General features: G+C 58.0%; 14 protein-coding genes. 8 read left to right on the top strand and 6 right to left on the bottom strand.

Going from position 1 to position 13,173, the window contains the following annotated elements:
- Positions 1 to 17 precede the first annotated feature (17 nt).
- On the bottom strand, positions 18 to 152 hold the full coding sequence (locus tag HMPREF2751_RS10985) for a hypothetical protein (protein ID WP_256374817.1): 135 nt from the start codon (positions 150 to 152) through the stop codon (positions 18 to 20).
- A 132-nt stretch (positions 153 to 284) separates the two neighbouring features.
- Between HMPREF2751_RS10985 and HMPREF2751_RS10765 the strand changes: the two genes are divergently transcribed.
- The 3 genes from HMPREF2751_RS10765 (at position 285) to HMPREF2751_RS10940 (ending at position 1,538) form a co-directional block, all read left to right on the top strand.
- Positions 285 to 464: a hypothetical protein gene (locus tag HMPREF2751_RS10765; RefSeq protein WP_141744786.1), complete on the top strand. Its 180-nt coding sequence runs from the start codon at positions 285 to 287 to the stop codon at positions 462 to 464.
- Between the two features lie 139 nt (positions 465 to 603).
- Positions 604 to 1,176, top strand: coding sequence for a TetR/AcrR family transcriptional regulator (locus HMPREF2751_RS07815; protein WP_070549875.1), 573 nt, complete (start codon positions 604 to 606; stop codon positions 1,174 to 1,176).
- The gene (locus HMPREF2751_RS10940; RefSeq protein ID WP_016421436.1) at positions 1,176 to 1,538 is read left to right on the top strand and encodes a DoxX family protein; all 363 of its coding nucleotides are present in this window, start codon (positions 1,176 to 1,178) and stop codon (positions 1,536 to 1,538) included. The genes HMPREF2751_RS07815 and HMPREF2751_RS10940 overlap by 1 nt, the downstream gene beginning before the upstream one ends.
- Positions 1,539 to 2,348: 810 nt before the next feature.
- Here HMPREF2751_RS10940 and HMPREF2751_RS07805 read toward each other — a convergent pair.
- A complete protein-coding gene (locus HMPREF2751_RS07805) occupies positions 2,349 to 3,851 on the bottom strand; it encodes a hypothetical protein (protein ID WP_070549865.1) in 1,503 nt (500 codons plus the stop codon).
- Positions 3,852 to 4,397: 546 nt separating this feature from the next.
- On the opposite strand from HMPREF2751_RS07805, the gene HMPREF2751_RS07800 reads away from it, so the two are divergent.
- Both HMPREF2751_RS07800 and HMPREF2751_RS07795 read left to right on the top strand, forming a co-directional pair.
- Positions 4,398 to 4,772 (top strand): hypothetical protein, encoded by a 375-nt coding sequence (locus tag HMPREF2751_RS07800; RefSeq protein ID WP_141747458.1) that lies wholly within the window; start codon positions 4,398 to 4,400, stop codon positions 4,770 to 4,772.
- A 126-nt stretch (positions 4,773 to 4,898) separates the two neighbouring features.
- Entirely contained in the window at positions 4,899 to 5,741 is an 843-nt protein-coding gene (locus tag HMPREF2751_RS07795) for a PaaI family thioesterase (protein ID WP_016421433.1), read from the top strand.
- 9 nt (positions 5,742 to 5,750) lie between these two features.
- On the opposite strand, the gene HMPREF2751_RS07790 is transcribed toward HMPREF2751_RS07795, so the two are convergent.
- The 3 genes from HMPREF2751_RS07790 to HMPREF2751_RS07780 all read right to left on the bottom strand — a co-directional run bounded on the left by HMPREF2751_RS07790 (position 5,751) and on the right by HMPREF2751_RS07780 (position 7,826).
- Positions 5,751 to 6,524: an alpha/beta fold hydrolase gene (locus tag HMPREF2751_RS07790; protein WP_016421432.1), complete on the bottom strand. Its 774-nt coding sequence runs from the start codon at positions 6,522 to 6,524 to the stop codon at positions 5,751 to 5,753.
- Positions 6,514 to 7,200: an esterase/lipase family protein gene (locus tag HMPREF2751_RS07785; protein ID WP_255462160.1), complete on the bottom strand. Its 687-nt coding sequence runs from the start codon at positions 7,198 to 7,200 to the stop codon at positions 6,514 to 6,516. The genes HMPREF2751_RS07790 and HMPREF2751_RS07785 overlap by 11 nt, the downstream gene beginning before the upstream one ends.
- Positions 7,201 to 7,403: 203 nt before the next feature.
- Positions 7,404 to 7,826, bottom strand: coding sequence for an HIT family protein (locus tag HMPREF2751_RS07780; protein WP_070595805.1), 423 nt, complete (start codon positions 7,824 to 7,826; stop codon positions 7,404 to 7,406).
- Positions 7,827 to 7,906: 80 nt separating this feature from the next.
- Here HMPREF2751_RS07780 and purD point away from each other — a divergent pair, with 80 nt between their 5' ends.
- The 3 genes from purD to HMPREF2751_RS10815 all read left to right on the top strand — a co-directional run bounded on the left by purD (position 7,907) and on the right by HMPREF2751_RS10815 (position 11,520).
- Positions 7,907 to 9,181, top strand: coding sequence for a phosphoribosylamine--glycine ligase (purD, locus tag HMPREF2751_RS07775; RefSeq protein WP_070566927.1), 1,275 nt, complete (start codon positions 7,907 to 7,909; stop codon positions 9,179 to 9,181).
- A 239-nt stretch (positions 9,182 to 9,420) separates the two neighbouring features.
- On the top strand, positions 9,421 to 10,548 hold the full coding sequence (locus HMPREF2751_RS07770) for a pyridoxal phosphate-dependent aminotransferase (RefSeq protein ID WP_070566925.1): 1,128 nt from the start codon (positions 9,421 to 9,423) through the stop codon (positions 10,546 to 10,548).
- An 816-nt stretch (positions 10,549 to 11,364) separates the two neighbouring features.
- Positions 11,365 to 11,520, top strand: a complete 156-nt coding sequence (locus HMPREF2751_RS10815; protein ID WP_162837147.1) for a hypothetical protein — start codon at positions 11,365 to 11,367, stop codon at positions 11,518 to 11,520.
- Between the two features lie 66 nt (positions 11,521 to 11,586).
- Here the strand turns inward: HMPREF2751_RS10815 and trpB are convergent, their stop codons facing one another.
- The gene (gene trpB / locus HMPREF2751_RS07765; RefSeq protein WP_065421709.1) at positions 11,587 to 12,912 is read right to left on the bottom strand and encodes a tryptophan synthase subunit beta; all 1,326 of its coding nucleotides are present in this window, start codon (positions 12,910 to 12,912) and stop codon (positions 11,587 to 11,589) included.
- Between the last annotated feature and the right edge of the window lie 261 nt (positions 12,913 to 13,173).

The following is a 13,173-nucleotide window of genomic DNA, read 5'->3' as shown; positions in this document are numbered from 1 at the left end:
GGGGGGGGGGGCAGCGACTAGCCGCCGAAAATCGCCAGTGCGTCGGTGGCGAACGCCTCGATAATCGCGGAGTTGGCAAACCCACCCGCGCGGTTGATGTAGGCCGCCTCGGTCGTAGAGACGGAGGCATGCCCCAGTTGCAAGGTGGCCAACGCGGCGTTACCGGCCCCAGTCGTAGCTGTGGCTGCCGTGTGACGTAGGCCATGACAGGATATTATCGCGGGCAGTAATTCCCTATCCGTCTGTGTCAACATCGTCGCCGGCGAGGTGTGGCAAGCCTGCTCATGTTAGAGCCCGGCCAGAGTTTTGCCAGGGTGGGGCGTGTGCCGGATGGGTCGTCGCGCATAGGCAGTACCCGCGTCGTCGGTGCCCCTGTCGTGCGTTGGCCGTGGAATAAGCTCGATAGGCTTATCGGCCAAGCGCTCGGCAATCCTCGAGTCTATTGGTCTGAGAAGCTGGTCTAGCAAAAACATGTAGGTGTGACGATCAGCTATAACTTTCCTCCCTGTAAGCAGGAAACCCGCTCGCCTCTCATGACGGCAATGTACTTGGATAACCACATCGCTACTTGACCGTAGATTGATGCAGCGATACGCTTTGAACATGTTCAGTGAACAAGTTCAATCAAGTCGTGCTACTCAAAAGGAGGCGACGCGCAATAAAGTCTTGGACACCGCCTATGCCCTTTTTGTGTCAGTCGGGTACGCGGATACAAATGTGCGTGCCATCGCGCAGAAAGCCAACGTCAGCGTTGGAACCGTTATGAGCGTCGGGAGCAAGCAGTCGCTGTTGGTTCAGACCGTCGGACATCGAATCACCGTCATGCACGATGAGCTCCGCGGACAATCAGACAACCTTCTCGACGTTCTCGCTCCTTTTCTGAAAATGTTTACTGGGCAGGAAGAATTATCGAAAGCGTATGGCGCTGCCCTAATCACACAGGGAAGCAACGGAGAGATTCTCAACGGGCTTCGAACTCTCTTGGTAGATGAAATCGTGTTGCGCCTAGGCAATATGCTCCCTAAAGATGACGCTAGAGAGTTCGCAACAATCCTTTACAACATTTATCTTGGGTTGCTTCTTGGCTGGGCTGCCGGTGCATACGACACCGACGAACTATCCATTCACGCGAACAGCTCCATCTCCCGTCTTAAAATCGCGTACGGAGTAAAATAATGATTCTCGAATCTTCGCCTGCTTGGCCCTCCATCATTCTTGCCGCCATTTTGTTCGGAGATGCGGTACTCTCGCTCAAACCCGTAGCATTCATCGAGGCCTGCCTCAGAGGAGTACGACTTCCTACAGAGTGGTGGTGGGCTCTTATCGTTATCAAGTGCCTAGCAGCAAGTGGACTCATTATTGGGCTCTGGATACCAGGCATTGGAATAGCGACGATGGTTGGAGTCATTGCCTACTTCTGCACCGCAGCAATCGCACATATCCGAGCCAAGTTTCTAGGTAGCGAGTTTTGGGTCAATTGCTTAGGGATGCTCGCTATTTCACTAGGTGCTCTCATTGCAACACTACTGATAGCCTGAGACGACCAATTTACCAATTGTGTTCGCCCATTGAGGGGCGCCGTTGCCCGCGCCGGGCGGCCTGCCGCGGGTGCCTGTGACCCGCTAGCCGCCTACCGCCTCGCCGGCCTGTCGAAGGGTATGAGCGTCTGCCTCGGTGCAGAAGGCATGACAAAGCCCTAGATGATTGGTCGGGGCTGGGGGAATTGCGGAGTGGCGGGCTGCTGCGGGACTGGTAGATAGGTGTCCAGCTCTTCGACGGGTATCTGCAGTACTGCATCCGAGATGCTAGTGGCGAGGGCTGCGCGACTGGGCCCGCGCCGGGATGTCATACCCGACGACGTGGGGTGGCAGGAGCAGTAACCGGAATTGAGGGGTTGGGGGCAATCTCAGTCCCTTTTTATGCGCGGGGTAGGGGGCGACGGGCAGGGGTTGCTGGGGCAAGGGGTGTGTGGCCCCTAGCCGACACCGCGCAGCCACCACGGGTTAAGTCTTGTACTCAGACTGTGGCGTATGTCTAGCTGCGGGTCTACTTCGGAAAACTCCGCACTTCCCCAAAGGCTTTCCTCAAAAATTAGTAGGGGAGGTGCCCCTGTGCGGCGCGAGAAACGGCCTTTGACAGGCATAAATGGCATTATAGGTCAAACCTTTACAGGGTGCCCTAACGGTAGGTTACGGGTTCGAATCCCATTTCCGGCTCCAAAACCCCAGGTCAGGAAGTTTTCCGGCCTGGGGTTCTTTGGTTTAAAGGAGAAAAGTAGGGGGTTAAGTAGCGTGAGGGGTGAAATCGTCTAACAGAACGTCCGCATCCCTTCTGCCCCGTAAGCCGGCTTAGAAGCTGGAAGAACCACCTGAACCGGAAAACCCCGAGCTAAACCCGCTGTTGACGCCGCCGCTACTAGAAGAGCTGTCGCGGGCAGTGGTGGCATCGCTATCCCAGGTGCTCACGACATAGAAGGGCACGTAGCCGTGGTAGCCGGAGCCAGCGAAGAAATTAGAGTCGTAGATGCGCGTGCGCTCGGGGCGCTCGTCGGCCTCATTGCGCTTCTGCAGCTGGGACTGCACGTGCTCCGACAAGAGCGCGGAGCGATCCAAGAGTTCTAGGTAGCGCTCCATGAACTGCGGATGGTGTGGTTCCTTGGATAATTCAGTGGCGGCATCTTCCAACTCCTTCGCGTGGCGCTCAAGCGTCGAGTCGATGCTTGCGGCCAAGTAGCCTGCCTGTGCCAGATCCTTCCCCAGCTCGTAGAGTTCATAGCGGCGAGCATCCGCATCAGCGTTCTCAATGCGGTGCAGCTTTTCAATATTGACCTCAGCGGTTTCCACGCGCTCGCACAGTTGGCGCGCATTGGCGATGAGCTCAGAGCGTGAGCGGAATTGCTCATCTGGCGCATCCGCCGGAATCGACATGAGGGAACCAACCTGGCTATCGATCGCTAGGAAGTCATCGCGCAAACCCTCCCAGTCCTGGCGCAGGCGCTCATCCACCAGTCCTGATTGGAGCGAGTGCGCTCGAATATCAATCTCCCTTAGCCGTTGCGCCACATCGGTGTAGGTCTGCGACACGTAGTCCCAGTCCTCGCGTGCCTGCTGTGCCTTCTTCTGTCGGCTGCGGCGTATACCGCCGGCGAGGCCGACACCAGCGCCGCCAACGCTCAGGCCCGCCACCCCGAGGCCAACGGCCGCCCCCATCCGATCCTCTTTTGCGCCCTCGTACTGAGTATCCGCAGCACGGTCTACGTCGATTGCAGCCGCTGCGCCAGCAAAGAGGCCAGCAGGAATGTTGCCATCCCGCACGCCCGGCTTAATTGCTTCGATGGACTGTTTCAGATGGCTGTCATTCTTGCGTAGCTTCATTTGAGCAGCCACGTCCTCACCCGCGAAGACGAAGGCTTGGCGCGGATCAAGGCCCACGCCGACGAAGACCTGGCCATCAGCAAACTTATCCTTGCCGATGAGCTCCTGGTGGTTATCGCGCAGGTACTCCTCTACGGAGTCATTAACGTTTTCCTTGTTCTCGGCAAAGACCATGTAGTGCAGCTCTTGGACCACGTCAGGGGCGGCGATCAGGGAGACATCGCGAAGCATGCGCTCTTCTTCCTCTGGGGTGAGCACATCGTCCGGGTCCATGATGTCAGCCTGTACCTCACGCTGCGCAGTCTTCATGACGTAGTCGGAGCGCTCGGGCACATCGAGAATTGCCAAGCAGGTGCCCGCACCGACACCTCCGAGAAGTAGGCCGCTCACTGCTGCTGCGCCGATGATGGAGCCGATGGAGGTCACTTTGGAGCTGCGGTTGGCTGCAAAAGGTTTAATATCGCGAGAGTCGGTCACGGTGATTCTCCTATTCGCGAGCGATTGGCCCCGCCAGTTTTATCCGGTCTAAGGGGGCCGGGGCGGGGAGCAAAGGATTCTTTTGAAGGCAGATTAAAGGGCAAATGCCTGTCGGGGGCTGGGGCGGGGGAATTTTCTGTCACTTATGCGCACGTTGTCGGAAGTCCCGGTCGACATATGGATGAGCTTTCCACTTATGGCCACGCTGCTGCGTATCGATAGGTGAATATTGCATCGATAGGACAGCGCAACACCGACAGCCGGACAGCGCAACACCGACAGCCGGAAAATCACAGGTCACGGAGAATTCACATCTGTAACTCCAGCCCCATGCTTCACAGGAGTTACACGCGTATGTAAAGTGGGCTTTGTTTTTAAGTCATAAGCGTCGATAGGGCTGGTCTCGGGGAAGGGCCTGCGCTATGGGCGCTTTTGGCATTTTTCTGTAAAACCTTCCAGAAAACCCCACAAGCTGGGGTGATTTCTCTGAGAAAAATATTCTACGATAGAGCCATGTCAGAGGTGCTCTTTGTCAGTAGTTCAAACATGGGACTCTCACGCGTACTAGAAGGGCTGCTGCGGCAAGCTGCCCCGGGCCTGACAGTTTTGTCAGCAGGTATCAGCATCGATGATGATGACCGCGGTCTGGATGAAGACGCGCGGCGTGCACTCTGTGAGGTGGGGGCACGGTGCGATGGAGATCCTCATCAGCTCACGCCATCTCTCGCGGATAGTGCGGATGTGGTCATTGTTGTGGGGAAAATCGATGTATCGGACTACATTGCGCCAGATGTAGAAACTGAGCGCTGGGAATATGATGACCCGGCTGACCGCGGCATTTATGGCTATCCTCGCTACGCGCAATTGCGGGATTTCTTCACTCGGCGCGTCAATATGCTGGCGGAACGGTTCGCTGTCTAAATAGTCGTTGTCTCAATAAAAGGTGGGGCGCGGGAACCGTCGTAAAACATGTGCTGAAGCTGACACACTTTTGTTTTCTGACAATAATGCCCGCGTTCGCCCGGTCAACACCTAATGTAAGTAGTTATGTCTATTGGTCCATCGCTGCGACGCACCCTGTACAAACTTGCTGAGAAAGAGATGTCCCCGGCTAAGGCAAAGTTCTTGCTGAACATTTGGCCGCCGCTGTTTGGCACCGGCATCCGTATCACTGAGATTGCGGATGACTGGTCTGAGGGGCGATTGGAGCTGCGCCTAAACGCTCTGACTGCGAATATGCATGGCGCGGCATTTGGCGGTGCACTGTTTTCGATGACGGATGTGCTGTTTGGCACGCTGGTTATGCAGCGTCTGGATGTCAAGAAGTACGAGGCGTGGACGCGAACTGGGTCGTTTGAATTTATCCGGCCGGGTAAGAATGGTGCGTACCTTGAGGTAGAGGTGCCGGATGAGATGGTCGAAAAGCTTAAGGCCGAAACTGAAGGTGGCTATTCGACGGTCGTTCCATACACCTCTGTAATCCGAAACCGCGATGGCTCCCTGGTCGGTATTGGTCAGCAGGAGCTCTACGTGCGCCGTCGTGGTCGTAAGAAGCCGCCGGCCAATCCGAACCAGCAGGATTGTGTTGCCGGTGAGAACCTCATCTCTGCTGCTCGCACTCTTGCACGGCTGGGGATGCGCGGGGTGGAAAACCGTGATGTGCTCGTCCAGCAGGAACGCACCGCACGACGCTGCATTTCACCAGAGTCGCGTGCAGTCGCATGGCTCCACGGGGTCCTCGAGTACGGCGATGTCACTGTCGACGACTACCGCGCCGCAGGGCTTCCCGACGTCGTCATCGAGGCCCTCACCTCCGATAACCCCTCGCCAGCCGCGCAGCAGCTGCTTGCGGATGTCGTCACCGCGCGCGAGTCGCTGACCAAGTTCTAGGTCGAAGCTCTACGCCAATAGCCGAGTGATCAGTTCGATCACTTCGGGGTCTGTTTGCTGCTTCCAATGCGCAACAGACCTGCCCTCCAGCTCGGTTTCGAGCAAAACAGCTCGACTGTCCGGCAGGAAGCTCTGCGCGGTATCGGACCACGGAATGACCAGGTTGTCATGGTGGCTGATGACATTAATCCAGTCAGGTGTGGCTGCCTTGCGCCTTCGGAGGTGTGGGGCAGTGTTGGCTGCAGGAAGTTCATATTGTCCTGCCGCTACCGCAATTTGATCGGCTAAAGCCTGTCCCATTAGCCAGCGGGCAGGAGCCCCATTCCACCAGCCCAAAATGCGGGAGATCTCAGTCAGATTTACACCGCCGACAGAGCCCGACACACTGATGACACGTCGAAACGAAAAACGCTCGCATTCATGGTTTGCAAGACGCGTAAACAGCAGGAAAGCCAGTAGCCCACCCTGCGAGTGAGCCACAATATCGACCGTGTCCGAGTTCGTTTCAGTGCAGACTCCGTTGATATAGGCCTCGACTTCGGCGACAGAATCTACGAGGGCAGCAGTGCCACGGTCTCCGTAGGCCGGTACATAGACTCGGCGGCCGCGGGCACGGAGTCCGTCGGCAAGCGGTGCCCACGCGCCGGGACTATCGAGCGTGCCATGAAGTGCGATAACCGGAACGGGGTCTCTGAGGTCCCCCGACGCTGGACTTGGATTTGGCAGGGACGGATGTGCGGCTGTCGGTGGGAAAATCCGCGTTAGGAGCGGTCTATTCCGCATGCTCGATTGGGTCAAAATCCTCGCCTACCAGCTTGAATAGTGCCTCGCGAGTAAGCGCGCGGGGGCGCCAATCGTGCGCCATCTGCTCATGCAAAACGATGGCTTGAGGGAACGTGTCCTGCACATAGAGATTGGTGACCATGCCTGTGTCACCATCATCCAAGAAACAGGACTGTGGAGGGGAAATGAGCTGGTCATACTTGGTGGCAATGCAGGTGTAAGTAACACCGGGACCGAGGATATCGTGGGAATTGGAGTTCAAAACCATCTTTGAACCCGTGAGCTGTTCCAAACCGGAAACGCCCCAATAGCTCTGCACAAAGTTGCTCATCAGCGACTTTGTGCCGGGGATCTTAGTGATACTGGAAGCGATGCCGCCCAGATTGGTGCCGTGATTGGGCGCGGCAAGGCAGACAACATGCTTGATGTACTTGGAAATGCGCAGAGAAAGCAGGGTGGCAATTAAGCCGCCTTGCGAGTGCCCCACGATAACGGCGTGCTTTGCGTCAGTGGCGTGCAGGACAGCCTTGATGTAAGGCACGAGCATGTCGATGGACTGATTGATGGGGTCTGTTGCACGGTGCCCAAAATCTGGCGCGAAGACAGCCCAGCCATCTTCCCGCAACTGACCGCCAAGGGTCTCCCAAATGCCCTTGACCTGGCCTGTTCCGTGCAGGAGGATGACCGGCCACGGCCGGGACTTGGATACTTTGGCTCCCCAGTTATCTTCGAAAACACCGCGCAGCGGACGGAAGATGGCATAGGGGAGCGATGCTGATCCTTCAGCTGCAGCCGGTTTATGCGCCTCCGGTTCCTGCGCTTCAGGGGCAGGGGCTACCGGAAGTTGTTCTTCCCGAAAATCCTCGTTTGAAGCGGCGATTAGCGCACCAACTTTCCGTCTTCGTCAGTCCCGAGGGCCTCCCGTAGCTTAGCGGCGGCCTCATCCATGGACTCTGCGGAAGGATTGCGATTCACCGACTGCAGGTTGTACCCGGACATATCGTGGGCAGGGAAGATATGAATGTGGGTGTGCGGAACTTCGAAGCCGGCGATGAGGTAGCCAGCACGCGGAGCGTCAAAAGCGGAGACAACAGCCTGACCAACCTTCTGGGCAACCTCATTGAGGTGGGCCCATAGCTCAGGCGAGGCGTCCGTCCACTTGTCCACCTCTTCAACAGGGACGACCAGCGTATGACCAGGCGCAATTGGCTCGATGGTCAAAAATGCGACGACCTTGTCATCGCGGTAGACAAAACGACCGGGGAGTTCACCGTTGATGATCTTGGTAAATACTGTGCTCATGTGCCAAGGGTAACCCGAATAGCGGATTGAGGGGTTGGGTGCGATGAGAGTTATCCGGGCTGATTAGTAAGATGATTGCTATGCGCATCCTCGTAATTGGCTCCGGTGCCCGTGAGCACGCCCTGTTGTACGCAATGAGTAAGGACCCGCAGGCTACTGATCTTCACGTAGCCCCTGGTAATGCGGGTATGAGTGAAATTGCAACCATGCATCCACTGGTCGTGGATGACCCCGCTGGCGCTGTTGCGCTGGCCAAGGAAATTGGGGCCGATTTGGTTGTTATTGGCCCTGAGGTTCCGCTGGTCGCGGGTGTGGCAGACGCACTGCGCGACGCTGGTTTCGCGGTCTTCGGCCCGAACGCTGACGCAGCTCGGATTGAGGGGTCCAAGGCTTTCGCTAAGGACGTCATGAAGGCGGCTGGGGTAAAGACCGCCTCGGCAGAGGCCATCCAGCCGGAGGCCTCCGACGAAGACATCGAGGCCGCCATTGACCGCTTTGGCCCGAACTGGGTCGTGAAGGATGACGGTCTGGCTGCTGGCAAGGGAGTCGTGGTCACTAAGGACCGCGCTGAAGCTCTCGAACACGCAAAGGCTGTTCTGGCCGCCGGTAACCCGGTGCTGCTGGAGTCCTTCCTGGACGGCCCGGAAGTTTCCCTGTTCTGCCTGGTCGACGGCGAAACCGTCGTCCCGCTGTTGCCGGCTCAGGACCACAAGCGCGTCGGTAATAACGACGAGGGGTCGAACACCGGTGGCATGGGTGCTTACAGCCCGCTGTCCTGGCTGCCGGAAGGCGCAACTGAGCGCATTGTCACCGAGGTCTGCGAGCCGGTCGCTCGTGAGATGGCCGCTCGCGGTTGCCCGTTCCAGGGTCTGCTGTACGCAGGTCTGGCCTGGGGCGAGGACGGCCCGGCTGTCATTGAGTTCAACTGCCGTTTCGGTGACCCGGAGACCCAGGCCGTGCTGGCGCTGCTGGAGTCCCCGGTGGCGCAGCTGCTCAACGCCGCTGCTACCGGAACATTGGCGGACTTCGGTCCGCTGTCTTGGCGTGATGGTTACGCTCTGACTGTTGTACTGGCCGCTGAAGGCTACCCGGTATCGACGCGCACGGGTGATGTCATTGAAGGTGCAGAGCCTGGCCGCGAGGAAGATGGCATTCTCCACGCAGGTACTGCCCGCAATGCTGCAGGTGAGCTGGTCTCCGCTGGTGGCCGTGTGCTCAACGTCATCGGCGTTGGTGACACGCTGGAAGAGGCCCGCGACAAGGCGTACGAGACCATCAAGACCATTAAGCTCGAGGGCTCGCACTACCGCACCGACATTGCACTACCTGCAGTTGAGGGCCGCATTTCCATCTAAATAATGCCCGAGGTGTTCAGGCTGCACTCGGATACCTCACTGGTGCACCCACCCGGGTTGAACTAGATTTCCCGGGTGGCCTCGGTGGCTGCAAAGATGAAGGTATGCACGCCGAATCTCCGCAGTCGCCAAAGTCGTCGCAGTCACCGCAGCCGTTAAACTCCTCGCAGTCACCGCAGGCATCCCAGCCCCAGCGCGACCTAGCATCCCGCCGCTGTGAGGTCGCACCCTTCCATGTGATGGATGTTCTCGCGCTCGCACAGGAGCGTCAGCGTACTCACGGTGATGCTCTATTCCTCTGCGTGGGACAGCCCGCGACCGCGGCCCCGGCTGCCGCGATTGCCCGTGCGCGTGCTGATTTAGAAAATCAGGTTCTGGGCTACACAGCGGCCGTCGGCACGCCTGAGCTGCGTGAAACCATCGCCGCCTGGCATCGTGAAAACTACGGCACGGCCACGGAAGTCGCTGATGTTGTCATCACTACCGGTTCTTCCGGCGGTTTCGTAGCGCTCTTCCTCGCAGCCCTCGATGTTGGCGACGACATCGTGCTCGCGCGCCCGGGCTATCCCGCATACCGCAATACGCTGCAGGCGCTCGGCGCCAACATTGTCGAGATTGACTGTGGTCCTGAGACTCGTTTCCAACTCACCGCCCAACACCTGGAGGCACTTCCGCGCGTGCCCAAGGCCGTGATTGTCACCAGCCCGGATAATCCCACTGGCACCATTATCGATGCCGACGAGCTGCGTGCCATTGCGAAGTGGTGTGAGCAGCACGATTGCCTGCTCATTTCCGACGAGATTTATCACGGCATTACTTATGGCCGACAGTGTGCGTCTGCACGCGAGTTCTCCGACGCGGCGGTCGTGGTCGGCAGTGTCAGTAAGTACTTCTCGATGACCGGCTGGCGCGTCGGCTGGCTAATCGTTCCCAAGTGGCTGCGTGCGCCGCTTGATCGCCTCGAAGCCAACCTCACTGTCTGCCCGCCGGCAATTTCGCAGGAAGCCGCGGTAGAGGCGTTCAGCGCCGAGTCCATTGTCGAGCTCAATTCGCACGTGACGCGTTACGCGCGCAACCGCGACGTTTTGCTCGAGGGGCTGCCCCGCGTCGGTCTCGGTAATATCGCCCCACCCGACGGCGGTTTCTATATCTACGCCAATATCGCAGGGCTTTACGACGACCCGAACTCCGTCGACTCCATGACTTGGGCTCGGGAACTGTTGGCCGCAACGGGCGTGGCCGTTGCCCCTGGAATCGACTTCGACACAGAGAACGGCCATCAGTGGGTTCGCCTCTGCTTCGCCGGTGAGACGTCCGAGATGGAAGAGGCTGTTCGGCGTATTGGGGTGTTCACTGATCGTCGTTAAAACGGCTTTTAGTGGCGCTCGCGGTGTGATTTACCTCACCCTTTTAGGGGTGTTTTTCAGTCGGGCGAGATAGGGTGCTCGACGGGCGAATCGCTGCTTTAAACCCTCTACCGACGGTCGCTGGTAGAGCCGATGTTGGGGGCATTCCTGGAAGGGGCCGTTGGGGCTCTGTTTTCTTGATCGCCGGTTTGCTGTAAAGGCGGAAAAACTGCCTCAGATTGAGGGTTCTGTGGCTGCGGTCACATCAAGTGAGGCTGGGGTTGGGTCGATAGTGGGGTGGGGTGGCCTTCGCGGCAGCATCTTTGACAGCCGGCAGCTCTGTCGGTGGTCTATTTCCGCTGGCAGGGGCCCCTTTTTCTTTAATTGTCGATGGGGTTGACCTCTGAGGAACTGGCGGCTATCCCTGCGTGGGGTGACGATTGAGCGCGGTGTGTAACCCACATTCAATGTTGGCTGCAAGCGCTTTTAGTGGGGATAGTTTATGTCTGACCAAAAGAGACTTCCGCGCCCTGTTTTTGGTTGTGTAAAAGCGTGATTTTTGAAGCCGTTATCAACGGCAGTAAAGCGAGGTATGGGGCGGCGTCGAGGGGCGCTGTTTGTGGCTCAGTGCCTGAGCTAAAAAGCGTCCAAAAGTTAACAAAAGGTTAACTAAAAATAAAGTTTAGCGCTTGCCAGGTCTTGTGTTGTCGTCTACGGTTGCAAGTCATAAGTTCCAAACGATTCGATGAAACGACGTTTCAACTGCGGAATCGCAAAGAATCGGTTGGAGAAGTCCAACAATAAAGATCAAAGAGATCTTAAGAGAGGTGACCTCTGATGAACGCATTCAACGAGATTATGGATACTGTGTCCCCGATTTTCCAGGACGGCAAGGAATCCAAGCAGGATGCGCTGGCATCGCTGCTTGCCGAAGCCATCGTGGAGGCGAACCCGAAGCAGGGCATCGCCGCCGACGATCGCCGTGCTGCCTAACAAGAATTAGCTTTGGTCCGATTCCTGCTAGGCAGCTAGTGGGGAAGCAATCCCTACTGGTTATTCCTACTGGTTCAGGAACTCCCGGACCTGCTCCATATCCTTATCACCGCGACCCGACAGGTTCACGAGCAACAGCAAAGGCTCATCGCCTTCGTGAACCGGCAGCCCGAGCTCGCTAACAGCGGCAGGGTCGGTTTCACGGAGTCGCGCAATCTTAATGGCCTGCGCCAGCGCATGCGAGGATTCCATCGCCGGAATAATGCCCTCCATGCGGCTGAGCAGCTGGAACGCTTCCAGCGCCTCCTCGTCGGTAATTCCGACATAGCTGGCGCGGCCATTCTCCTTCAGCATGCCGTGCTCCGGGCCAACAGACGGGTAATCCAAGCCCGCCGAGATGGAGTGCGATGGCAACACCTCGCCGTCGTCGGAAAGCATGACAAATGAGCGCATGCCGTGAAGGACACCAGTCTTGCCCGCATTGATGGGCGCGCCGTGACGGTCAGTGTCGAGACCCTCACCTGCGGGTTCGACGCCAATGAGGGCGACATCGGAGTCGTCGATGTAGTTAGCAAATGCGCCGATGGCGTTGGAGCCGCCACCGACGGCTGCGATGACAGCGTCGGGAAGCTTGCCGTAACGCTCGGCCATCTGACTGCGTGACTCCTCCGAGATGACCTGCTGGAATTCACGCACGATAGTGGGGAATGGGTGCGGTCCGGCGGCTGTGCCCAGCAGGTAGAAAGTGGAGTCGAGAGTCTTGCTCCACTCGACCAGTGCCTCGTCAATAGCATCCTTCAAACCGGCCTCGCCGGTGGTGACGGGAACGACCTTCGCGCCCATGAGCTCCATGCGCTCGACATTGGGGTGCTGGCGGGCGACATCGTGTGCGCCCATGTAAATCTCGCACTCAAGTCCCAGCAGTGCTGCGGCCATCGCGGTGGCCGTGCCGTGCTGGCCTGCACCTGTCTCAGCAATGAGGCGGGTTTTTCCCATGCGCTTTGCCAGCAGCGCCTGGCCGACCACATTGTTGCCCTTGTGCGCGCCGCCGTGGTTCAAGTCCTCGCGTTTCAGCACAATCGTCGTGTTCGGCGTGGATAGACGACGGCATTCGAACAGCGGGGTCGCGCGGCCGAGGAAATCGCGACGCAGTTCTTCCAGCTCGCGCTGGAACTCCGGATTGCTCATCGCCTCGATGTAAGCCGCTTCCAGTTCATCGAGAGCTGGCAGCAGGAACTCTGGCACTTCCTGTCCGCCGAAGCGACCGAAAAATGCAGGTAAGAGGGTTTCGCGCACCTCGCCCGCGCCGTTAACGCTTGCCGACGGCACCCTAGTTGCAGTCGGTGCTGAAGCCTTGGCGATGGCATCCGCGCTGGGGTTGTAATCAGTCATTGAGGGGGCCTTTCGTTGCTGTTGTTTATTTCAGCGGGCCCTGGTTCTCTTCGTCGAGCCGACAAAAGAAAAGAGCCCGCCAGTTTTATCTTCTTGCGAGCTCGTACTTGACGGGTTTGCCGTCGACATTAATGAGATGACGTGACGTTGCTCGCGGACTTAAGCGAGCCACCACCACTGTGCGCCGCACGGCGCGGGTGTGTTCATCAGGGGTGTCATCATGAATCTGACCATAACTCAAGGTTTCCGCAGTAGCCAAAG

The sequence above is a fragment of the Corynebacterium sp. HMSC063G05 genome (genome assembly GCF_001810555.1).
Lineage (GTDB): Bacteria > Actinomycetota > Actinomycetes > Mycobacteriales > Mycobacteriaceae > Corynebacterium > Corynebacterium jeikeium_D.
Note: the sequence above shows the minus strand (reverse complement) of the source record. Positions and strands in the feature narration are given on the sequence as shown.